Source organism: Bacillus cereus group sp. BfR-BA-01316 (genome assembly GCF_022664195.1).
In the GTDB taxonomy this organism is placed as follows: domain Bacteria; phylum Bacillota; class Bacilli; order Bacillales; family Bacillaceae_G; genus Bacillus_A.
This window is the reverse complement of record NZ_JAKUGX010000009.1, coordinates 1-22081: the sequence shown is the minus strand read 5'-3', so window position 1 is coordinate 22081 and position 22081 is coordinate 1. Positions and strand designations below refer to the sequence as shown.

Genomic DNA, 22081 nt, shown 5'->3' with positions numbered 1-22081 from the left:
AGGGGGATTGTTAAAATGAGTCTTAAGAAAAAGGTTGGTATGGGTGTTGCATCCGCAGTTCTTGGTTTATCTTTAATCGGAGGCGGAGCGTTTGCGTACTTCAGTGATAAAGAAGTATCAGAAAACACGTTTGCGGCTGGTACGTTAGATTTGAGCATTGATCCACAAGTTATCATCGATGTTGACAAAATCAAACCAGGTGATCAAATAGAACGCGATTTCCACTTAATCAACAGCGGCACTTTGAAAATTAAGGACGTTCATCTTCTTACTGACTACACTGTAACAGATGCAAAAGGTGATAACGGAGATGCTGATTTCGGTGATCACATCAAAGTGGAGTTCTTATGGAACATAGACAAAAACACAGTTCCTGTATGGGAAACTACTTTGTCTGAATTGAAACAGGCTACTGCTGATGGTAACATCCCTGATCTTGTACAAAAAGGTGTCGTAAACTGGGAAGGAAACGGACTTGCTCCAGGCAAGGATGACACTTTCTATGTGAAATTCATATTTGTAGATAATGGAGAAGAGCAAAACGTATTCCAAGGAGATACATTGAAATTGAACTGGACATTCGATGCGGCTCAGACAAAAGGGGAAGAAAAATAAGTTCAAATTTTATTCATTATATCTATGTGACAACTGAACTGCTAAATAAAAGTGCAAGATAAAGAGAGGTCATACTACGAAGTGTGACCTCTTTTCCTGTATTTTGTAAAATATAGGAGTTTCACTTGTAAATTGATGATACATAAGCTGAGCTTAAGCCAGCATTTCCGCTTTTCGACTTTGAATAACATCATCATAATGCATGAGTAAATCACTGGAAATTTCATCCCAGCTTTCTGTAGCAGCATAAGAGTGAGCATCTTGGCTCATTTGTTTACGCATTTCTTCATTATTTAACAATTCATAAATAGATGACAAAAATGAGTCCGCGTTTTTGGGTTCACGAAGAAAACCTGTTTTTCCATCTGTAATAATATTTTTAACCCCGCCACTATTCGCACCAATAACAGGTGTACCACATGCGAGTGATTCCAGTACGACGTTCCCAAATGTTTCAGTGGTAGATGGAAATACCATTAGATCGGAGGAAGCGTAGACTTCAGCTAAATCCTCACCTTGTAAATATCCAGTAAAGGTTACATTTGCTTTTGGAACATTTTCATGCAAGATTTTTGCAAGAGGGCCATCTCCAGCGATGAGCCAATGAATATCGTCACGTTCTTTGTTTGTCGTTTGAATAAGTGTTTGAAGAGTGTCGATATCTTTTTCAGGAGCAAGGCGTCCGACGTAGGAAAGAATATATTTCGCTGTAATATTATATTTTTTTCGAAATAGGTCTTTATTGTAAGTTGGATGAAAGAGAGTACAATCTACACCACGTCCCCAAATATAGAGCTGTTGAAATCCTTTTTTCTTTAATTGATGTAATGTTTCAGGGGAAGGAACAAAGTTTTTTTGCATATGACTATGAAACCACTTTAAATAGTTCCATAACATACTGGAGAGAAACTCAATTTTGTAATAGTGTAAATAGGCGTCAAAATCAGTATGATAAGAACCAACGACTGGGATGTTCAACTTTTTTGCGTAATACAACCCACAAAGTCCCATGTTGAAAGGTGTGGCAATATGAATAATATCCGGTTTAAAAGCAAGAAGTTCCCGCTTAATGCGCGGAGTAGGAAAGGCAAAGCGACATTCTGGATATAATATTGTTAACGGGATACTTCTCATTTTGTTCACATTCGCTACGAAATTATCTTCTGCCGTATGCTGAGGGGCGAAAACAGAATAGGCGATATTTTCTTTTTGAAAATATTTAGTTAAACGTTCCAAAGTTTTCGCCACACCGTTGACTTGTGGTGTAAATGTATCGGTAAATATGGCGACTCTCATCATATCGCTCCTTTACATGAGTGGAATGAGTTGATAAAAAGAGATGATGCCAGAGCAAGTGCCAAGGCACATGCCTACAAATACATCTGACGGATAATGAAGCCCTAAATAAATACGGGAAATACCGACGCATAATGCTAACGGTAATAGAAAAGCAAGCAAGTTTGGATTATAACAAATAAATGGAATGAGGACAGAGAAAACAGCCGTTGTATGTCCGGATGGAAAAGAATGATCTTTTAAAGGCTGTACTGGATATTTCGCATCTTGAATTGTTAAATAAGGGCGTTTTCGTGGATACCATCTTTTTAATATTTGCACAGGAATATGGCTAATTGTTAAAGAAATAGCAGTTGCAATTGCAGCTTGATGCAAATTCCCTGTTGCGAAAATTAAAAAGAATAGGGTAAGTGCAATGGAAAAACTTGCACCACCGATATGGGTAATATTGCTGAAAAAGATGTTTAATGTTTTTTGATCAAAGTAGCGATTAATTCCTTTGAAAATGTAACATTCTATTTTATATAGTCCACTGACCTTCATGAGATTTTTCCTCCCTCATTTACATATATATGGAGTTATTAACTTCTATTTTAATAAGATTTTATTGAGGGAATAATAATGTTTTGTAAAGAAAAAGTTAGCTTTTTTCATAAAAAAAGCTGCCATAAGACTGGCAGCGATAAAATCACTTTTGTAACGATTTATAATATTGTCCTTTTTCAACGTATTGTGTGCGAATACGTTCCATATCTTTACGGTCCTCTTCTGTTAATTCGCGAATGACCTTCGCAGGACGACCGAAAGCTAACGTATTAGGAGGGATTTTCTTTCCTTGTGAAACGAGACTACCAGCACCGATGAAAGCTCCTTCGCCAATTTCAGCGCCATCTAATATGATAGAGCCCATTCCAACTAAAGCATCTTTTTTTATGTGACAGCTATGTAAAATAACTTGATGCCCAACGGTAACGTCATCTTCTAAAATAAGAGGATACTGGGGGCTTTGGTGAAGTGTACATTGATCTTGTACATTTACTCTATTTCCAATTATCGTTGGTGATACATCACCGCGGATGACTGTATTAAACCAAATACTTGATTCCTCGCCAATTGTCACATCGCCTGTAATGGTAACGTAGTCAGCGATAAAAGCACTACTCGCAATTTTCGGATTTTTTTCTTTGTAAGGATATATCATGTAAAGCCTTCCTTTCCTAGAGACTAGTTTTAGTGTATCAAATTATGAAAAAGAGTGAAATGGAGGAGTTTCGTATGTGGAACTATGAAGCGGAAGAAGCGAAAGCCGTCATTATTATCGTACATGGTGCTATGGAATATCACGGGCGTTATGAAGGAGTTGCAGAAATGTGGAATCATAGCGGTTATCACGTCGTTATGGGGGATCTTCCAGCACACGGAACAACTTCAAGAAATAGAGGACATATCGATTCATTTGATGAATACATAGAGGAAATAAAGTTATGGGTGAAGGAAGCAAGAAAATATAGGTTGCCTATTTTTTTATTTGGTCATAGTATGGGAGGACTTATTGTTATTCGTATGATGCAAGAAACGAAAAGAGAGGACATAGATGGGATGGTACTAAGCTCGCCTTGTTTAGGAGTATTAGCTTCACCTTCCGCTCCGCTTCGTGCTGCTTCAAAAATATTAAATGTCGTTGCTCCAAAATTGCAATTTGCAACAAATCTCACTGTAGAAATGTCAACTCGTAACCATGAAGTGAGGGATGCGATGGAGAATGATTCATTGTTCTTGCGCAAAGTATCAGTACGTTGGTATAGTGAATTGATTAAGTCTATCGAGATTGCTCATGAGAAAATAGATGATTTTCCAGATGTTCCACTCTTGCTAATGCAGGCGTGTGAGGATAAACTTGTAGATAAAACACGTGTCCGTACATGGTTTGATAATGTTAAAATTAGTGATAAGGCATATAAAGAATGGCCTAATTGTTATCATGAGTTATTAAATGAGTATGAGCGTGATGAAATTTTGAATTATATTCAGTCATTTACTGAAATGCATAGCAATAATATAGTAAAAACAAACAAATAAATCATTATTTGTACATTTAATAGAGGAGATGAAGGAAGAAGTGAACGTACCGAGTAATCCCATAACGCTCATGGCGAAAGTATACCGTGATGTGTTTCCGGTTGTACACCATGAGCTAGCGATGTGGAAAGAGCGTGCCTACCATATTCCGAATGATGAGCTTCATAGTCAGGCAATCGCAAGTATTGAGAATAAAACGTTTCATTGCGAGGGCGGTGGCATTTTAGCGTTGCTAGCAAATGAACATCGAGAGGAATGTATTCGTTTTATTGTAGCGTATCAAACGATTAGCGACTACTTAGATAATTTATGTGATCGCAGTACATCACTTGATCCGAAAGACTTTGCAGCTCTTCATGAGTCGATGGTAATGGCATTAAGTCCTGAAGTTGAAGGAGGCGGTAATTATTATCGTTATCGTGATGATCAAGATGATGGTGGTTATTTAGATGAGCTCGTTGAAACATGCCAAGATGTTTTAAAGAAAACGAAGCATTATGATAAAATTGCTCCAATTCTTCATGAGCTTGCTTGTTATTATTGTGATTTGCAAATTCATAAACACGTGAAATTAGAAGAAAGAGAACCGCGTCTAAAAACATGGTTTGAAGCTCATAAAGAAAACTTGCCGCCGATGAGCTGGTTTGAATTTTCGGCTTGTGCAGGATCAACTTTAGGAATCTTTTGTCTTGTGGCATATGCATTTCATGATGAATTACATGATGAGGATATTGAGAAAATTAGACAAGGATATTTTCCTTACGTACAAGGACTTCACATTTTACTTGATTATTTCATCGATCAAGAAGAAGATCGCATAGGCGGGGATTTGAATTTCTGTAGTTATTACGAAAATGAGCAAGCCATATTAGATCGTATGAAACATTTTGTAGAAGAAGCAGAGAAGAGCATTGGTAATTTGCCTCATGCGAAGTTTCATCGTCTCATAAGCCGAGGATTACTTGGTATTTACTTATCAGACCAAAAAGTATCGGCGCAAAAGAATATGCACAAAATGGCACGGCGTATTGTAAAATACGGAGGGCTCACTTCACGATTCTTCTATTGGAACGGGAAGATGTACCGAAAGAAAATGGCGCAGTGATGAAGAAAACCACTCATATGGAGTGGTTTTCTTTTTATTATGATCGTATTTTTGAAAATACGTATATGAGAAGTTCAATTGTGAAGATAACTAAAACAGATAGTCCGAATAAAGGCATTACAGTGCCCAGTATAACCATCATGATAAAGAAAACGAATATGCTTTTCTTATCTTTTTGCTTCGGAGGTGCTGCTAATTTGCCTTTCGGTTTTCTTGCTAACCACATTTTCACTCCGAAATACATAAGAAGTAATAATGATAATGTTGTTAGTAAGCATAATATTTTATTAGGCCATCCAAATAAATGTCCTTCGTGAAGCGGGATACCGTAAGAGAACCACTTTGCAAATAATCCGTAGTCACGATAGTCTGTTTTAGAAATAAGCTCTCCGCTATATTGATCAAAGTACGCTGTAATTTCTTCATTAGGTGCTACGTGCATGCCTGTAATACCAGAGCCGCTTGATTTTGAAATAATGAATACACCTTTTGGATCAGCTGGCAGTGAGATAACATATGGCTTCTTTATTTGAACTTCTTTTTGTAATTCATCAACTGAGATTGCTTTTGGCTCATTTGAGTTAGATTCAGGAGGATTTTCTTGCCTTGTTGCCCACGGTAATTCCTTAAATTTTGACTCAGGTGCTGACATATACAATTTCGGATATCCAAGTGATTCATTTGACGTTGCGATATTATAAATTTGTTTCCCCATAAAAGCTGACCAAGGTAATCCAGTAACGACTAAAAGAACGAGAGGAATTGTAAATATAATACCGATGATAGAATGACGTCGTTTTGCTTTTTCTCGCTTATTGGATGATGGTGTGTTTTTAAATTGGCGTATACTCATATATAAACCAGTTACGATTAAGAAAATGGTCCAGCACGCAGCAAGTTCTACTAAATAGTTGACGACAGTACCGCCTACTAAAAGGGAACTATGTAATTCCCGCATAATATTTGCGAACGTTTCATCTGCATTTTGATCCCCAACAATTTGGTTGTTGCTGTCTAAATAAACATATTTCTGCGTTCCTGTATATTCATTTGCGATTGTAAGCCTCGTATTATAATCTCCATTAAACTCACTAATTTTCGCCACACTATAATGTGGATATTTTGTCTCTGTTAATGAAATAGAATCAGCCATCGAAATAGATTCTGTTTGGGCGCTCTTCCCAAAATATAAATCTTTATAGACGAAATCTTCAACTTCTTCCCGAAATAAATACCCAATGCCGCTCAGTGACAAAGTAATAAGAAGCGGCGTAATAAAAAGTCCAGCATAAAAATGCCAACGCCAAAAAATGTAATGAAGTGAACGATTTTGTTTCATACTTCAGTTCCCCTAACCTTCCCTATATGAATAAACTACTTATTTAATATAGCGAGATTAAGTGTGGATACTTTGAAAGAATTGTGAAAAAAGTTAAAAGTCTTGGGGATTTTCATCAAACATAAAACACATTTCAAAAGGGATGTGTTTTATGCTTATGAAGATCTCTTTGTATTTGATAAATACATTTTAACAACTGCCTCAGCAAGACATTGAGAGGAGTCGACAAAGTCCTCACTTGCCACCACATTCAAATCGGTACATGCGATAATAGAGGTATCTACTTCATCTTTCAACTGTAAAATGAGCACACTCCATAATTTGCGAGCTTCTTCAATTTCTCCAGATTTAATACAAGTAATAATTTGATTAATCATTTCCTGCCATTTTTCATTATGAATGTGCTCTATATTACGTTTTGCAATCCCGTCTTGGTAAATACCCGCTTGAACAGTTGCTTCTGTTGCGAGAAGAGCGACTCTTTTTGCATTTTCAGGAATTGCTTTTAACGTCTCATCGACTATATTTAAAATCGGAATGGAAAGAGAATGCTGTAATTCTTCAAAATAAAGATGCGCCGTATTGCAAGGCATAGCTATAAAGTCTACGCCAGTACTTTCAAGTTTTTGTCCCCCTTCAATAATCGCTTTTTTCATCGCCGCATGATCAATGGGGCGATCCATATAAAACGGTGTTGGGCACGAATAAATCATCATATGAGGAAAGTCCATATCATGCTTTGCTCCATATATTTGTTGGCATTGTGCTACAACTGTATCGACGAATGGTCCAGTTGATTTTGGACCCATTCCTGCTAGTATTCCGATCATTGTTTAGTCCCCTTTAATATGTAATCAAAAACGTTTGCTGCGAACGAGAAAAAGAAATAAAGTAAGTAATAAAAATGAATAGACGATAGCCCAAGCTGTGAGCCATAGAGTGTGAGTAAGTATATTATATTTGTATTGTCCAAGCATTATAAAGCTTTCGACAGGTGGTAAAAACCACAGTAGCTCTTTTTTAAACCGGATTGAGGCGATCGTTATAAGTAATATAAATGTAAGACTAAGCCAAGCAGTGCTTGCTTTTTGAATAATATTTCTTGTAAATAATGTTGCGATTGAAATCCCCAGTATAGATAAAGACATATGAGCCAGAAATCCGACTAGAAATAAAGAAGCTGTCATTTTTTCATTGAACATTTGTAAGACAATTGGGTAGCTGATGGATATGACAGATAAAACAGTACAAATAAGAAGGGCTGTAATATATTTACCGAAGTATAATGCTGAAATATTATTCGTATGTGAAATAGTAATTTGTTCTTGTACAGGGTCTTCTGTATGAAAAATTGTAACTGTAATCCAGGCAGACAGTAAATAAAGTGCGAGTGCCGTTTCTAAATATGTCGGTACAATGGGAGTCGGTTTATACGCGTATACAAAAAGTAAGCTCACGAAGTACATCACAATAGGAGGGACGTACTTATACGATTTTGTGTAGTCGAGAAAATGGTAACGAATAAGCGCAAACATAATAAACCTTCTTTCGATTTAAAAATTAGGTTGTAGCAGTGTAATAGATGCTTTTTTATGTAATAAAAACTGGAGTATTTCGTTTGTACAATCTTTCTCGATTTGTAACTGAATGAGGTTTTGATTTGAATTGTGAGTAACATGTATAATCCCTGATTGTTGTTGTAGTTCTATCGCTGAAAATGTTTCATGGACGATTGCCTCAATATAGACTTGTTCTATTGATTTTTGCACAGAGGTATCTTCTACGATCGTATAATTTGCTAACGTCACAATTCTCTGGGCGAAGTTTTCTAGTAGTTGTTTTTCGTGACATGTGAAGAGTACAGATATGCCTTGTTGTTTTAATGAAAGTAAAATGTGTTCTAGTTCTTGCTGAGAGTTAGGATCGAGTCCAGAAAGCGGCTCGTCTAAAATTAATAAATGGACGTCTGTAAGTAATGCTTGCATGATGCCTGTTTTTTGTTTCATACCTTTTGAAAAGTTTCGTACAATGGAATGCCTTGCATGATGTAAATGAAAAGATTCAAGGAGCATCGGAATTTTATTTCTTAAATATTTTGTTGGTAAACCGTGAATGTGGCCAAGATGATATAAATAATCCTCTAATGTAAACCGAATTCCTTCAGGAAAATGTTCAGGTACATAGCCGATTTGCATATGTTCTTTTCTTTGAAGTGTCCCCGCCGTAGGTGAAATAAAGCCTGCAATTATTTTGAGTAAAGTACTTTTTCCAGTCCCGTTCCCACCAATAATAGCGATTGCTTCGCCTTCTGGAATGGATAAATCGATGTTGTCTAGTATAAGTGATTTGCCGTACTTCTTTTGAATTCCCTTTAGTTCTACTAGCAAAGTTCTATCCTTCTTTCTTCAAATATTGTATATATCCATTATATAGGAGAATAAAAAAAGACGTGCAGTGAGTGCACGTCTTTTTTTGTTATGTTTTGTCGAATCGTCGATATATTATCCCGCATTAACGGGCAGTAACACTCCCACCTCAAAATTCGGTTGGAGCAAAGAAGTTAGGTGGGAGATAAACTGTCCGTAAACGCCCGATTGGTTCAACTAATAATCAGTGGGGGATGAACCTCCCCACTGATTAAAGTTTCACTTTATCGCTTCTCAATCGCCACAATAAATGGCGGGTTGTTTTGCTGGTTAATGAAGCCGTATCTTAGTACGTGAGCTTGCTTTTGGTCTAGTTCTTCGGCGAATTTGAGAACCGCATCACGTTCTACTTGTCCTTCTGGATGACCGTGGTAAATGACAAGGACGATGATACCTTCTGGTGCCATTACGTCTAATAATTGTTCGATAGCCGAGATTGTTGAGTTCGGTTTTGTGACGATATGTTTGTCACCGCCAGGAAGGTAACCTAAGTTGAAGATTGCTCCTGTTACTTTTCCTTTTGCTTCTTCTGGTAGTACGGATAAAAGTGTATCGTGACTATCATGAACTAAAACAGTACGTTCGAAAAGTTCTTTTTCTTTTAGGCGGATAGTAGAACTTTCGATTGCTTCCTTTTGAATATCAAATCCAAATACTTTTCCGTTATCTCCAACGATTTCGGCTAGAAAACATGTGTCATGACCATTGCCAAGTGTTGCATCTACAGCATAATCGCCTTCTTTAACTGCCGTTTGCAAGAGTGCGCACGCAAACGGTAATACACGTTCTAATTTCATGCTTGTTTCTCCTCATTTGCATATTTTCCTTGCCAGCTTCCGCGGCGTACGAATTCTCCATCGATGGAATTTAATACTTCCCATTTATTTAAGCTCCACATTGGGCCGATCATTAAATCAGGTGGACCGTCACCTGTGATGCGGTGCACAATTACGTCTTCTGGAATCATTTCAAGTTGGTCGACAACGAGACTTACGTAATCTTCAAGAGATAAGAATTCTAGTTGTCCTTTTTCATATTGCTTCACCATTGGCGTTCCTTTTAATAAATGAAGTAAATGAATTTTAATTCCTTGTATGTCAAGCTTTGCTACTTCACGAGTTGTTTCCATCATCATGTCGTAATTTTCAAGTGGAAGTCCGTTAATAATATGAGAGCAAACTCTAATGCCGTACTTGCGTAATTTATTTACGCCTTCAACGTACGATGGATAATCGTGAGCACGATTAATAAGATTTGCAGTACGTTCATGAACAGTTTGTAGTCCGAGTTCAACCCAAAGATACGTGCGTTTATTTAAGTCCGCTAAATATTCAACGACATCGTTCGGTAAGCAATCTGGACGAGTTGCGATAGAAAGACCGACAACGTCTTTTTCTGCTAGAAGCGGTTCGAATTTTTCTTTTAACACTTCAAGTGGAGCATGTGTATTTGTGTACGCTTGGAAATAAGCAATACATTTTCCGTCTTTCCACTTTGAGTGCATTTTTTCTTTCATTTCATGATATTGCGTGATTACATCATCACGGCGATCACCTGCAAAGTCACCAGATCCAGCGGCACTGCAAAATGTGCAGCCGCCGTAAGCGACTGTACCGTCGCGGTTCGGGCAATCGAAGCCAGCATCTAATGAAACTTTAAAGATTTTTTCACCAAATTCATTTCGTAAGTGGTAATTCCATGTATGATAACGCTTATTGTCATTTGTATATGGAAAAGGGTTTTGAACCTTCATTATTTTCCCTCCTAAGACGAGTCAAAATAAAGTGAAACTTTAATCAGTGGCTGCTTTGTCCATTCCCACTGATTATTAGCCCTCACCAATCGGGCGTTTACGGGATGAAACAAAATCCATTATAACATACTCATAAGGTTCATATGGAAGGGACACACTAAAGGGGAATTGAAGCAAGGAGGGACAATTATGGCAGAGCGTCAATCACTTGAAGAGTATATTACACAGGCAGAACAAGCGGTGGAATATGCGAAAGAACAATTAGATCAAGGCATGAGACAAGAACATTACAATACGATGGAGTATTCGGATGCTCAGTTGCAATTAGAACAAGCATATAATGACTTACAAACGATGCAGCAACATGCGAATGATGAGCAGCGTGAGCAGTTAAATAGAGCACGTATGGCAATTCGCCAATTGCAACATCAAATGATTATTACACCGCACTAATAAGGAGTGAATGTAATGGCGAAACGTTCAGATCAAAATAATCCAGAGCAAAAAACACAAAATGGACATAACGCTGAATTTTCAAATGAACTTGATCCAGTGGTTCAAGTGAAACAGCGTAACAGTAAAAAAGGACAACCTCAAAAATCGAAGCAATCAGAGTAACCCAGGTCGCAATATGACCTGGGTTTTTTTTATTACAAAAGTGTAAGGTAATTGTAATGTTAATAAATAGCAGTTCACCTCCAAAAGGCGCAAAATAGGTAATGGAAAAACAAGCGTAGGAGGATATATATGACGAAACCAGTTGTAGACGTGAAAAACGTTCAAAAAGTGTACGGTAAAAAAGGTGAGAACCAATCACATGCTTTAAAAGGCGTATCATTCTCAATTCAAGAGGGTGAGTTTGTTGGTATTATGGGACCTTCTGGTTCTGGTAAAACGACATTATTAAATGTAATTTCAACGCTTGATAAAGCAACGGGCGGCGTTGTTGAAATTGCGGGTACGGACATTACGAAAATGAAGCAAGGTGAGCTATCTGATTTCCGCTCACAAAAATTAGGATTCATCTTCCAAGATTTTAACTTATTAGAGAACTTATCTATTTATGAGAACATTGCACTTCCCCTTTCCCTTCAAGGTGTTCCATCACGTAATATTGGCCCGAAAGTAGAGAAGGTAGCGGATATGTTAGGGATTTCAGAGATACTTCAAAAGTATCCAACTGAAGTATCCGGTGGACAGAAACAGCGTTCAGCAGCAGCGCGTGCACTAGTACATGAACCAGCAATTATTTTAGGGGACGAGCCAACAGGAGCTCTTGATTCTAAAAATGCAGCAAGTTTACTTGATGCGATGACAAACTTAAATGAAGAACAAGGCGTATCTATTATGATGGTTACGCATGATCCGTACAGTGCAAGTTACTGTCAACGTATTTTATTCATTCAAGATGGTGAGCTGTATAAAGAAATTCACCGCGGTGGTACGCGTGAAGAGTTTTATAAAGAAATTTTAGATGTGCTTGCAGATTTAGGTACACAAAAAGCATAAGAAAGGAGGTTCAGGCATGTTATTTAAACTTTCCATGTCAGGGCTGAAAAGTAAGCTAAAGGATTATATCGTCTTACTTGTCGGTCTTGTTATGTCTATTTCAATTTTTTATATGTTTCAAACGTTAGCGCTGAATAAAGCGTTTATTGAATCCAATTCTGTCATTAAGTCTATTGGCTTCGTATTCCAAGCAGGTTCATTTTTATTAGCAATTATAACGTTCTTCTACATTTTATATGCAAACTCTTTCTTACTATCTCTTCGCCAAAAAGAGTTTGGTATGTACATGATGTTAGGTGCGAAAAAGCATAAAGTTACATTACTTATGTTCATTGAAACAATCGTATTAGGTGCTGCGTCTCTTGTGATTGGAATTGCAGTTGGTGTAGGACTTGCCGGGGGGATTGGGCAATTATTAATGAAGCAGCTTGAATTTGCTGGTGATGGCTATAAAGCATTTTATATCCCCTCAATGACTATTACATGTATTTTCTTCTTCGCACTATTTGTATTATCGGCAATTATGAACAGTATTAAGTTATCACGTATTTCTGTACTGCAGCTTGTACATGCAGATGCACAAACAGAGCGTGTGGCAGTAAAAGGAAAAATGACAGGTGTAGTTGCATTCTTTGCCGTTATTTTAGTAGGAATTGGCTATGCATCTATGATTTATATGGATAAACTGAAAGAAATGGGAATTATAATTGCATTAATTACAACAACAGCTGGTACTTATATGTTATTTGGATCACTTCTCCCAGTTATTATTAAAAAGTTAAAGAGCAATAAAAAACGTAGTGAAAAAGGACTTAACGCTTTTACTTTCGCGCAGTTAAACTTCCGTATTAATAGTTTAACAAAGGTACTTGCAACAGTAGCGATGTTAGTTGCGCTTGGAGCTGGTGCAATTTCAGGTGGTATGGCGTTTAAAAATAACGTTATAAAAATGGTTGATGGTTTAGTAATATACGATTCAGTTGTTCATAATCCTACGGCTGAAGAAAAGAAGATTTTAGATGGTATTACATTTAAAGAGAAAAGTGAATACCGTTACAAAATGGATAATAAATACGTTTATTATGTAAAAGAAGATTTAGAGAAAAATCGTCCTTTCGTAAAAGATATGGCAAATATGAAGTCGATGAAGGATTTAGTGAATACGAAGAAAGTTTCAGAGGAACTACCAGTAGGTGCAGTTTCTAGAGAAATGAATGAAAAAGATGCGAATGCTAAAGAACTTTCAGAAGAATGGGTTGATGCTTTTAGTACAATCCATCCATATTATATATACGAAGATCATGCAATTAAAATTGTAGATCAAAAAATGTACGATGGGATAAATGGTAAAGAAGGTATAGCATTTATCGGAAAAACAGATGATTTTGTAGCATATACAAAAGAATGGAAAAAACTTGACGAGTTGCAGCTAGTTAAATATAAAAATGTAAAAGCTGAGCAAATGAGCAGTAAATATCAGGCGTACGATATGTTCTATGGTGTTGCGAGTGGAACAGTGTTTATGGGCTTCTTCCTTGGAATTGCTTTCTTAGCAATGATGGCAAGTTGCTTAATGTTTAAAATTCTTTCTGGTGCATCAAAAGATATTACGCGCTATCAAATGCTTCGTAAAATCGGTGTGCGCCGTGAGTTATTAACGAAATCGATTTATAAAGAGTTATTCTTAGTATTCTTATTCCCAGCTATTGTAGGTATCGCTCACGTATTAGTTGGTATGAATATTTTTGGATTTATTTTAATGGATCCGTACTTCCGTATTTGGTTACCGATAATAATTTTCGTAGTCATTTACGCGATTTATTACTTCATTACAGTTCAATTGTATAAAGGAATTGTTCTTCCGAAAGAAGATTAATAAAAAACCGAGCGAAACTGCTCGGTTTTTATTATTTTCAGATAAAATACTTTTATGTTACTAAAATATATAATATAATGTAAGTAAGTAACATAATATAAAGGTGTCAGCAGCTGGAAAATGAAAGGAGGAATCCAATCTGTAGAAAGAAGCTGAATCTTTATCCCCCATTTCTTTTCTAACCACAACGTATTTGTACAATTGTAAATTTCCAATTTAAAAATTGTCGGAACCATAAGAGCATATTATAAAAATAATGGATAATACATGGAAATCCTATAGCGTGATAAGGTAAAATGGACAGGATAATGAGAAAATTACTGTTCATAAGATGAGGAGAATACATGTATGGAAGTTGTAGAGGCATTAAAAGATATAAATCAAATTGAGGCTATGAAAAAATATTTAAAAGAGCACTCGCAGCGAGATTATCTTTTATTCGTTATTGGAATTAACACTGGATTAAAAATTACAGAACTACTGAACATTAAATTTGAAGATGTATTAAATGAAGATGGAACTGTTAAAGAATTTTATTCTCTTCCTGTGAAAGATGAAAAATTTAAACAAGATATTTATTTAAATACAAAAGTAAAAGAAGCGCTTTCGAATTATGTGCAATCTTTTACTATTCAAAGAGATAACTACGTATTTCAATCTAATAAAACAACAAATTCAATTTCGCGCCAACAAGCTTATCGTGTTATTCATAGTGCGGCTGAAGCGGTTGGGATACTTGGTAAGATTGGAACGAATTCAATGCGAAAAACATTTGGATTTCATGCATATAAAAGAGGAATAGCAATCGCGCTGTTGCAAAAACATTTTCATCACGCGACTCCGTCAGAGACGCTCAAGTATTTAGGGATATCAAAAGATGAAAAGTTTAAAACAGAGATTGATGTAGATTTGTAAAAGGAAAGAGCCGTAACTAAAAAATTTTAGGAGGCGGGAATATGAATATTAGAGAGAGTGAACTACCGGGCATTGGATGTAAATTTGAAGTGATAACAAAGGGTAATGAAAAAATGGTTATTGTTATTCATGATGATGGAAGAAGGGAAATGTATCATTTTGATGCGGATCATGATGAGAGTATTTCAAGCATTTCTCTTCGCGATTCTGAAGCAAGACAAATTGCGGCTATATTAGGCGGGATGGTATATAGGCCACAAGCTTTAGACACGATTGAGATGGCTTTTGAAGGATTATCAATTGAATGGTTTAAAGTAGAAAATCAGGCACCAGTGATACAAAAAACAATTGGTAGCTTACACGTTAGAAAAACATATAACGTAACAATCATTGCTATTTTGAAAAAGAATATGAAGAAGTTCTTTAATCCAGGCCCAGATTCTATCATTGAAGCTGGCGATATGCTCGTATTATCGGGTGAAAGACATGAAGTGAAAAGAATCATTAAGGAATTACTTTCAGCAGGAGGTGACTCATAATCGATGGATACTTTAGTCTTTGAAGTTGGAACTGCGTTAGTATTAGTAGCTTTTGCAGCTATCCTCGCTGCAAAGTTAAAGTTCTCGATTATTCCGTTTCTCATTATACTCGGTATGCTAGTGGGGCCTCATGCCCCAGATTTAGGGCTTATCGATTTAAGGTTTATTGAAAGCGGAGAAGTTATTTCCTTCCTCGGCCGTGTTGGCGTCATATTCCTCCTATTCTACTTAGGCTTAGAATTCTCGATAAAAAAATTAATTAAATCAGGAAAGTCCATTGCTTTTGGGGGTAGTGTTCATATATCGCTTAATTTCATATTAGGTTTACTTTATGGGTATATAATGGGCTTCCCCTTACTAGAAACATTAATTATTGCTGGAATTATTACAATCTCATCGAGTGCAATTGTAGCGAAAGTAATCGTTGATTTAAGAAGAACGGGTAATAAAGAGACAGAACTAATTTTAGGAATCATTATGTTTGATGATATCTTTTTAGCTGTATATTTATCAGTTGTTTCAGGATTAGTACTCGGAGGTGCAACGTCATTTGTAGGTGCTCTTACATCCGTGTTAATCGCAGTAGGATATATGTTACTATTCTTTGTAATCGCTAGAAAAGCTACGCCGTTCCTAAATAAAGTATTAGATATTTCGTCCAATGAAATTTTTATTATCGTAATATTCGCTATTTTATTCTTTGTAGCAGGATTTTCAGAAACAATTCATGTTGCGGAAGCGATTGGGGCTTTATTGTTAGGACTCGTCTTTTCAGAAACAGAGCATAGTGATCGAATTGAGCATCTCGTCGTCCCGTTTCGTGATTTCTTTGGAGCTATATTTTTCTTCAGCTTCGGTTTAAGTATAGATCCGTTTTCGCTTGGAGGAGCAGTGTGGTTGGCATTAGGAGCAGTTTTCATTACTCTCATCGGTAATTTTACAGCTGGAATGATTGCAGGGCGTAAAGCCGGGTTATCGCATAAGGCTTCTACGAATATCGGTTTAACACTTATATCACGTGGGGAATTCTCCATTATTGTCGCGAATCTCGGAATAGCGGGTGGCTTAATGGTAACGATTAAACCATTCTCAGCTTTATATGTTTTAATATTGGCATCGTTAGGTCCTTTATTAACGAAGGAGTCTGGGAGAATATACTCTCTACTAGACAAAATATTTAAATGGAGTGCTAAAGAAAGTGCAAAACGTAAAAAGGAAGTTGGATAACCTTTCGCGAGGGAACGATTCCATTATTTATAGATTAATATTTTACAAAGACGATTAGAATACATTCTAATCGTCTTTGTGCTATTATCTGAATTTCATCAACTATTAATCAGTTGCCTTCCTATTTAAAAACGACTACAATTTTACTGTTATATATATGAACGAAAAAAAGAGAATAGGAGGGGAGACTATGCCAAGGAAAGTATGGCTATTAGTAGCTGGGATGATTATTAATGTCACGGGTGCTTCTTTTTTATGGCCTTTTAATACAATTTACTTACATGATAGTTTAGGGAAATCTTTATCAGTAGCCGGAATGGTATTAATGATCAACTCGCTTACTGGTGTAATCGGAAACTTGCTCGGCGGTGTTTTATTTGATAAATGGGGCGGTTATAAATCAATTTTAGTAGGGATTGTCATTACACTCGTATCGATTTTAGGTCTTGTATTTTTCCATGGTTGGCCGTTATATGTTGTGTGGCTAGCATTAATCGGCTTCGGTTCTGGAATGGTCTTCCCATCGATGTATGCGATGGTTGGTACGGTTTGGCCAGAAGGCGGAAGACGAGCGTTCAATGCAATGTATGTTGGACAAAACGTTGGGATTGCAATTGGAACGGCATGTGGTGGTTTAGTTGCATCATATCGTTTTGATTATATTTTCTTAGCGAACTTTATTTTATACTTTGTTTTCTTCTTAATTGCTTTTATTGGATTCCGTGGTATGGAAGACAAAAAAGAGCCAGGAGTGCAAAAGGAAATCGAAACGAAAAAAGGATGGACGCTTACACCTGGATTCAAAGCACTTCTTATTGTGTGTGTAGCATATGCTTTATGCTGGGTTACATACGTACAGTGGCAAGGTGCAATTGCAACGCATATGCAAGAGTTAAATATTAGCCTTCGTCACTATAGTTTATTATGGACGATAAACGGAGCGATGATTGTTTGTGCGCAGCCGCTCGTTAGTATGCTAATTCGCTGGATGAAGCGTTCTTTAAAGCAACAAATTATGATTGGAATTGTCATTTTTGCGGCGTCATTCATTGTGTTAAGCCAAGCACAGCAATTTACGATGTTCCTCGTTGCGATGGTAACATTGACAATTGGTGAATTGTTCGTATGGCCGGCAGTTCCGACCATTGCAAATATACTTGCACCAAAAGATAAATTAGGATTTTATCAAGGGGTCGTAAATAGCGCGGCGACTGTAGGTAAAATGTTCGGACCGGTCGTTGGCGGAGCAATTGTTGATATATACAATATGGAAGTATTGTTTATAGCGATCATGGTAATGCTTGTAGTAGCGCTTATTGCAACGAGTATTTATGATAGACGAGTAAAAGTAGAAGAAGCAGTTGAAGAAAAAATTGCAGTTTAGTTTGACGGAACATGTAACATGTTTTAGAATATATTTAAATTAACTCATATTTGTAATAACAGTGAGAAGGAGTAGTAGTAATAGAAGCTGGTTTAGAGAGTTGACGGTCGGTGCAAGTCAATCCACGTTTCGTTATGAACTCGCCTTTGAGTTGCAGTTGTGAAATCATTAGTAGCAATTGCCGTTAATCCACGTTACGGATCTAAGCGAATGTATATATTACATTAATTTAGGGTGGTACCGCGGGAATCTATAACCTCTCGTCCCTTTCTAGGGATGAGAGGTTTTTTGTATTTTGGGCGGTGAAAATAAATGGAATTTCAAGGAGGGTATCTCATGAGCTTTAATCATCAAGAAATTGAGAAGAAGTGGCAAGGTCATTGGGAAGAGAATAAAACATTCCGTACGCCAGATGAGACGGAAAAACCAAAATTTTATGCACTAGATATGTTCCCATATCCATCAGGTGCAGGCTTACACGTAGGGCATCCAGAAGGATATACAGCGACAGATATTTTATCTCGTATGAAGCGTATGCAAGGGTATAACGTTCTTCATCCAATGGGATGGGATGCATTCGGTCTTCCAGCAGAGCAATATGCACTAGATACTGGAAACAGCCCGGCAGAATTTACAGAGCTTAATATTAATACGTTCCGTAATCAAATTAAAGCATTAGGCTTCTCTTACGATTGGGATCGTGAAGTAAATACAACAGATCCAACCTACTACAAGTGGACACAATGGATCTTCCTGAAACTATTTGAAAAAGGTTTAGCTTACGTTGATGAAGTACCTGTAAACTGGTGCCCAGCACTTGGTACAGTACTTGCGAATGAAGAAATAATTGACGGTAAGAGTGAGCGTGGTGGACATCCAGTTGAGCGTCGTCCGATGAGACAGTGGATGTTAAAAATTACAGCTTACGGAGATCGTCTATTAGAAGATCTAGATGATCTTGATTGGCCAGAAAGCTTAAAAGATATGCAACGTAACTGGATCGGTCGTTCTGAAGGTGCAGAAGTGAACTTCAACATCGATGGTGCAGATGAGAAGTTCACAGTTTTCACAACGCGTCCTGATACACTATTTGGTGCAAGCTACTGTGTACTTGCTCCAGAGCATGCACTTGTTGCTGACATTACAACAACAGAGCAAAAAGAAGCTGTAGAAGCTTACATTGATTCTGTAAAAATGAAGAGTGACCTAGAGCGTACAGAACTTGCGAAAGAGAAAACTGGTGTATTCACTGGTGCTTACGCAGTTAACCCAGTAAATGGTGAGAAATTACCAATCTGGATCGCTGACTATGTTCTTGCAACTTACGGAACAGGTGCTGTAATGGCAGTTCCAGCTCACGATGAGCGTGACTATGAATTCGCATCAACGTTCAATCTTCCAATGAAGGAAGTTGTAAAAGGCGGAGACATTTCGAAAGAAGCGTATACAGGTGATGGTGCGCACGTAAACTCAGCATTCCTTGATGGTTTAAATAAAGAAGAAGCAATTGTAAAAATGATTGAGTGGCTTGAAGTAACAAGCGCAGGAAATCAAAAAGTAACGTACCGTCTACGTGACTGGTTATTTAGCCGCCAACGTTACTGGGGTGAGCCAATTCCAGTAATCCATTGGGAAGATGGCACAATGACAGCTGTGAAAGAAGAAGAATTACCATTAGTTCTTCCGAAAACAGAAAACATTCGTCCTTCAGGTACAGGTGAGTCACCACTTGCAAACATTGAAGAGTGGGTAAATGTTGTTGATCCTGAAACTGGTAAAAAAGGTCGTCGTGAAACAAATACAATGCCACAATGGGCTGGTAGCTGCTGGTACTACCTACGCTATATCGATCCAAACAACAGCGAAGCACTTGTAGATCCTGAAAAAGTAAAACAATGGCTTCCAGTTGATATTTATATCGGCGGAGCAGAGCACGCTGTACTTCACTTACTATATGCTCGTTTCTGGCATAAAGTATTATATGATATCGGTGTAGTTCCAACGAAAGAGCCGTTCCAACAATTATTCAACCAAGGTATGATTCTAGGTGAAAACAACGAGAAAATGAGTAAATCAAAAGGTAACGTTGTAAACCCAGATGATATCGTAGCAAGCCACGGTGCAGATACACTTCGTCTATACGAAATGTTCATGGGACCATTAGATGCTTCAATCGCTTGGTCTGAAAATGGTCTTGACGGAGCTCGTCGTTTCCTAGACCGTGTATGGCGCCTATTCATTCAAGATAACGGTGAATTAAGTGAGAAAATTACTGATGCACCAAATAAAGAGCTTGAAAAAGCTTACCACCAAACAGTGAAGAAAGTAACAGAAGACTATGCAGAGCTTCGCTTCAACACAGCGATTTCTCAAATGATGGTATTCATCAACGATGCATACAAAGCTGAAACACTTCCGAAAGAATATGTAGAAGGTTTCGTGAAAATGATTGCACCAGTTGCACCTCATATCGGGGAAGAACTTTGGAGCAAACTTGGATACAATGAAACAATCACATATGCAAGCTGGCCAACATTTGATGAGTCTAAACTTGTAGAAGATGAAGTTGAAATCGTTGTTCAAATTATGGGAAAAGTTCGCGCGAAACTAACAATGAGTAAAGACGCATCAAAAGAAGAAATGGAACAACTTGCACTTGAGGAAATCAAAGAACAAATTGAAGGGAAAACAGTTCGTAAAGTAATTGTTGTTCCTGGAAAACTTGTTAACGTTGTTGCAAACTAATTAATTATTAATAAAAGCTCAGAGCGTTTATGCTCTGAGCTTTTTTGCGTGAAAAATAAGCTCTGGATCATCTTCATCTAAGTTTTCGATCATTCCACTACGCATAAATCCATTCGCTTTAAAAACTTTTTGCATATTTGTATTCGATTCGTTCGTTGAAGAAAATATTTTTTGAGTAGGAGAATGCCTTAACATATATGAGATTAATGAGCTTGCATGACCTTGTCTTCTTTTCGTTGGCGAAACAATGATTAATGAGAGGAAAGTATAGCCAAAGAAATTTGTATCGTATGTTAGAAAACCAGAAATGGAATTGTCCTCTTTTGCAATTATGCAGTTTCCTTCATCAATAGCGTGTTTAATATAATTTCGTCTACTATCGTCTCCGATTACAGCGACATCTATATGTAAGATTGAATCTAAATCATCAATTGAAGCTTTTGCTACGCTCTCCAACGAAAACGCCTCCTTTGATAAAATAATCAGTTAATTTAGTTTATCATGAATGGAGAACGAAGAAAAAGGTGCGGAATTCCCATATAGACAAACACCTATTCTTCTATAGGAAATATGATAAAAAAGGTAGGTTAAATTGAGCAGAAGAGGTGAAAGGAATGAAAGGGATGGACAATAATGCACCACATGGCTTCTTCGGGGGCGGATCGGATAGTTATGGACAAATGATGTTCATGGGAGGAGATGGGCAACACGGGTATGGTGGAATCCCAAGTTGGATGGGAGGAGCACAAGGAGGAATTCCAACATCAGTAGCTGGAGCACAAACAGGGATTCCGACATTGGTAGGAGGAGCACAGGGAGGAGTGCCTGTAGGTATGCCAACTACATTTCCATCTTTCGCAGGAGGAGCACAAGGAGGAGTACCTGTAGGTATGCCAACTACATTTCCATCCTTCTTGGGAGGAGTACAAACAGGATTTCCTGTACCTGGCGTCGGTGTTGTAGCTGGTGGAATCGGTGGCTTCCCTCAAGGTGTTCATGGTCATCATGTGCACCATGAGCATCATGGCCATCAACAGCATCACGGTCATCAACATCATGGCCATCAACAGCACCATGGTCATCAACAACAAGTACATCACCAAGGCCACCACCAAATTCATCCGCAGGCTGTTCTTTATCAAACTCATCAAACTCATCATGGTCACCACGGTCAACATCATCACCAAGGCCACCATCAGCAACAAGTACATCACCAAGGCCATCACCAAGTTCATCCGCAGGCTGTCCTTTATCAAACTCATCAAAGTCAACA

At 37.5% G+C, this 22081-nt stretch carries 22 protein-coding genes, 1 pseudogene and 1 other annotated feature; of the genes and pseudogenes, 13 read left to right on the top strand and 10 right to left on the bottom strand.

Features of this window, described 5'->3' with window-relative positions:
• The first annotated feature begins 15 nt into the window (after positions 1-15).
• Positions 16-615 (top strand): TasA family protein, encoded by a 600-nt coding sequence (locus MR071_RS09630; protein ID WP_105585964.1) that lies wholly within the window; start codon positions 16-18, stop codon positions 613-615.
• A gap of 153 nt (positions 616-768) precedes the next feature.
• On the opposite strand, the gene MR071_RS09625 is transcribed toward MR071_RS09630, so the two are convergent.
• The 3 genes from MR071_RS09625 to MR071_RS09615 form a co-directional block, all read right to left on the bottom strand.
• Complete coding sequence (locus MR071_RS09625; RefSeq protein WP_105585965.1) at positions 769-1911, bottom strand: glycosyltransferase family 4 protein; 1143 nt, start codon at positions 1909-1911, stop codon at positions 769-771.
• A 12-nt stretch (positions 1912-1923) separates the two neighbouring features.
• Positions 1924-2454 (bottom strand): phosphatase PAP2 family protein, encoded by a 531-nt coding sequence (locus tag MR071_RS09620; RefSeq protein WP_002167520.1) that lies wholly within the window; start codon positions 2452-2454, stop codon positions 1924-1926.
• Between the two features lie 145 nt (positions 2455-2599).
• Positions 2600-3112, bottom strand: coding sequence for a gamma carbonic anhydrase (locus MR071_RS09615; RefSeq protein ID WP_105585966.1), 513 nt, complete (start codon positions 3110-3112; stop codon positions 2600-2602).
• 74 nt (positions 3113-3186) lie between these two features.
• Between MR071_RS09615 and MR071_RS09610 the strand changes: the two genes are divergently transcribed.
• Together MR071_RS09610 and MR071_RS09605 are read left to right on the top strand one after the other, a co-directional pair.
• Entirely contained in the window at positions 3187-3990 is an 804-nt protein-coding gene (locus MR071_RS09610; RefSeq protein WP_142395841.1) for an alpha/beta hydrolase, read from the top strand.
• A gap of 40 nt (positions 3991-4030) precedes the next feature.
• Positions 4031-5095 carry a tetraprenyl-beta-curcumene synthase family protein gene (locus MR071_RS09605; protein ID WP_242235822.1) on the top strand — a complete coding sequence of 355 codons (1065 nt, stop codon included), beginning with the start codon at positions 4031-4033 and terminating at the stop codon, positions 5093-5095.
• A gap of 37 nt (positions 5096-5132) precedes the next feature.
• On the opposite strand, the gene MR071_RS09600 is transcribed toward MR071_RS09605, so the two are convergent.
• The 6 genes from MR071_RS09600 to mnmL all read right to left on the bottom strand — a co-directional run bounded on the left by MR071_RS09600 (position 5133) and on the right by mnmL (position 10613).
• Positions 5133-6434 (bottom strand): PepSY-associated TM helix domain-containing protein, encoded by a 1302-nt coding sequence (locus MR071_RS09600; RefSeq protein WP_105585968.1) that lies wholly within the window; start codon positions 6432-6434, stop codon positions 5133-5135.
• Between the two features lie 155 nt (positions 6435-6589).
• A complete protein-coding gene (locus tag MR071_RS09595; RefSeq protein WP_242235819.1) occupies positions 6590-7264 on the bottom strand; it encodes an aspartate/glutamate racemase family protein in 675 nt (224 codons plus the stop codon).
• Positions 7265-7288: 24 nt separating this feature from the next.
• Positions 7289-7969 (bottom strand): ABC transporter permease, encoded by a 681-nt coding sequence (locus MR071_RS09590; protein WP_105585970.1) that lies wholly within the window; start codon positions 7967-7969, stop codon positions 7289-7291.
• 18 nt (positions 7970-7987) lie between these two features.
• On the bottom strand, positions 7988-8821 hold the full coding sequence (locus tag MR071_RS09585; protein ID WP_105585971.1) for an ABC transporter ATP-binding protein: 834 nt from the start codon (positions 8819-8821) through the stop codon (positions 7988-7990).
• A 263-nt stretch (positions 8822-9084) separates the two neighbouring features.
• Positions 9085-9657 carry a tRNA 5-(aminomethyl)-2-thiouridylate-methyltransferase MnmM gene (mnmM, locus tag MR071_RS09580; RefSeq protein ID WP_105585972.1) on the bottom strand — a complete coding sequence of 191 codons (573 nt, stop codon included), beginning with the start codon at positions 9655-9657 and terminating at the stop codon, positions 9085-9087.
• Positions 9654-10613, bottom strand: coding sequence for a tRNA modification radical SAM protein MnmL/YtqA (gene mnmL / locus MR071_RS09575; RefSeq protein WP_105585973.1), 960 nt, complete (start codon positions 10611-10613; stop codon positions 9654-9656). The genes mnmM and mnmL overlap by 4 nt, the downstream gene beginning before the upstream one ends.
• Positions 10614-10802: 189 nt before the next feature.
• Here mnmL and MR071_RS09570 point away from each other — a divergent pair, with 189 nt between their 5' ends.
• The 9 genes from MR071_RS09570 to leuS all read left to right on the top strand — a co-directional run bounded on the left by MR071_RS09570 (position 10803) and on the right by leuS (position 20808).
• Complete coding sequence (locus MR071_RS09570) at positions 10803-11066, top strand: YtzC family protein (RefSeq protein ID WP_002089099.1); 264 nt, start codon at positions 10803-10805, stop codon at positions 11064-11066.
• 15 nt (positions 11067-11081) lie between these two features.
• On the top strand, positions 11082-11231 hold the full coding sequence (locus MR071_RS09565; protein WP_001129344.1) for a hypothetical protein: 150 nt from the start codon (positions 11082-11084) through the stop codon (positions 11229-11231).
• A 129-nt stretch (positions 11232-11360) separates the two neighbouring features.
• Positions 11361-12122: an ABC transporter ATP-binding protein gene (locus MR071_RS09560; RefSeq protein WP_105585974.1), complete on the top strand. Its 762-nt coding sequence runs from the start codon at positions 11361-11363 to the stop codon at positions 12120-12122.
• Positions 12123-12138: 16 nt separating this feature from the next.
• Positions 12139-13998 carry an FtsX-like permease family protein gene (locus MR071_RS09555; RefSeq protein WP_105585975.1) on the top strand — a complete coding sequence of 620 codons (1860 nt, stop codon included), beginning with the start codon at positions 12139-12141 and terminating at the stop codon, positions 13996-13998.
• A gap of 348 nt (positions 13999-14346) precedes the next feature.
• Positions 14347-14913, top strand: coding sequence for a tyrosine-type recombinase/integrase (locus tag MR071_RS09550; RefSeq protein ID WP_105585976.1), 567 nt, complete (start codon positions 14347-14349; stop codon positions 14911-14913).
• Between the two features lie 41 nt (positions 14914-14954).
• Positions 14955-15452: a cation:proton antiporter regulatory subunit gene (locus MR071_RS09545; RefSeq protein ID WP_105585977.1), complete on the top strand. Its 498-nt coding sequence runs from the start codon at positions 14955-14957 to the stop codon at positions 15450-15452.
• A gap of 3 nt (positions 15453-15455) precedes the next feature.
• On the top strand, positions 15456-16679 hold the full coding sequence (locus MR071_RS09540) for a cation:proton antiporter (protein WP_105585978.1): 1224 nt from the start codon (positions 15456-15458) through the stop codon (positions 16677-16679).
• 190 nt (positions 16680-16869) lie between these two features.
• Positions 16870-18063, top strand: coding sequence for an MDR family MFS transporter (locus MR071_RS09535; RefSeq protein ID WP_105585979.1), 1194 nt, complete (start codon positions 16870-16872; stop codon positions 18061-18063).
• A gap of 52 nt (positions 18064-18115) precedes the next feature.
• Positions 18116-18334, top strand: a binding site (T-box leader).
• 65 nt (positions 18335-18399) lie between these two features.
• Positions 18400-20808 (top strand): leucine--tRNA ligase, encoded by a 2409-nt coding sequence (leuS, locus tag MR071_RS09530; protein ID WP_105585980.1) that lies wholly within the window; start codon positions 18400-18402, stop codon positions 20806-20808.
• Positions 20809-20835: 27 nt separating this feature from the next.
• On the opposite strand, the gene MR071_RS09525 is transcribed toward leuS, so the two are convergent.
• The gene (locus MR071_RS09525; protein WP_105585981.1) at positions 20836-21264 is read right to left on the bottom strand and encodes a GNAT family N-acetyltransferase; all 429 of its coding nucleotides are present in this window, start codon (positions 21262-21264) and stop codon (positions 20836-20838) included.
• Positions 21265-21422: 158 nt separating this feature from the next.
• Between MR071_RS09525 and MR071_RS09520 the strand changes: the two are divergent.
• Positions 21423-22081, top strand: a pseudogene (locus tag MR071_RS09520) (VrrB protein); the annotation flags it as partial.

Bases quoted from the DNA above. Each gene is read 5' to 3' on its own strand.
- MR071_RS09630 (WP_105585964.1), top strand. From the start codon at position 16: ATGAGTCTTAAGAAAAAGGTTGGTATGGGTGTTGCATCCGCAGTTCTT.
- MR071_RS09625 (WP_105585965.1), bottom strand. From the start codon at position 1,911: ATGAGAGTCGCCATATTTACCGATACATTTACACCACAAGTCAACGGT.
- MR071_RS09620 (WP_002167520.1), bottom strand. From the start codon at position 2,454: ATGAAGGTCAGTGGACTATATAAAATAGAATGTTACATTTTCAAAGGA.
- MR071_RS09615 (WP_105585966.1), bottom strand. From the start codon at position 3,112: ATGATATATCCTTACAAAGAAAAAAATCCGAAAATTGCGAGTAGTGCT.
- MR071_RS09610 (WP_142395841.1), top strand. From the start codon at position 3,187: ATGTGGAACTATGAAGCGGAAGAAGCGAAAGCCGTCATTATTATCGTA.
- MR071_RS09600 (WP_105585968.1), bottom strand. From the start codon at position 6,434: ATGAAACAAAATCGTTCACTTCATTACATTTTTTGGCGTTGGCATTTT.
- MR071_RS09595 (WP_242235819.1), bottom strand. From the start codon at position 7,264: ATGATCGGAATACTAGCAGGAATGGGTCCAAAATCAACTGGACCATTC.
- MR071_RS09590 (WP_105585970.1), bottom strand. From the start codon at position 7,969: ATGTTTGCGCTTATTCGTTACCATTTTCTCGACTACACAAAATCGTAT.
- mnmM (WP_105585972.1), bottom strand. From the start codon at position 9,657: ATGAAATTAGAACGTGTATTACCGTTTGCGTGCGCACTCTTGCAAACG.
- mnmL (WP_105585973.1), bottom strand. From the start codon at position 10,613: ATGAAGGTTCAAAACCCTTTTCCATATACAAATGACAATAAGCGTTAT.
- MR071_RS09570 (WP_002089099.1), top strand. From the start codon at position 10,803: ATGGCAGAGCGTCAATCACTTGAAGAGTATATTACACAGGCAGAACAA.
- MR071_RS09565 (WP_001129344.1), top strand. From the start codon at position 11,082: ATGGCGAAACGTTCAGATCAAAATAATCCAGAGCAAAAAACACAAAAT.
- MR071_RS09560 (WP_105585974.1), top strand. From the start codon at position 11,361: ATGACGAAACCAGTTGTAGACGTGAAAAACGTTCAAAAAGTGTACGGT.
- MR071_RS09555 (WP_105585975.1), top strand. From the start codon at position 12,139: ATGTTATTTAAACTTTCCATGTCAGGGCTGAAAAGTAAGCTAAAGGAT.
- MR071_RS09550 (WP_105585976.1), top strand. From the start codon at position 14,347: ATGGAAGTTGTAGAGGCATTAAAAGATATAAATCAAATTGAGGCTATG.
- MR071_RS09545 (WP_105585977.1), top strand. From the start codon at position 14,955: ATGAATATTAGAGAGAGTGAACTACCGGGCATTGGATGTAAATTTGAA.
- MR071_RS09540 (WP_105585978.1), top strand. From the start codon at position 15,456: ATGGATACTTTAGTCTTTGAAGTTGGAACTGCGTTAGTATTAGTAGCT.
- MR071_RS09535 (WP_105585979.1), top strand. From the start codon at position 16,870: ATGCCAAGGAAAGTATGGCTATTAGTAGCTGGGATGATTATTAATGTC.
- leuS (WP_105585980.1), top strand. From the start codon at position 18,400: ATGAGCTTTAATCATCAAGAAATTGAGAAGAAGTGGCAAGGTCATTGG.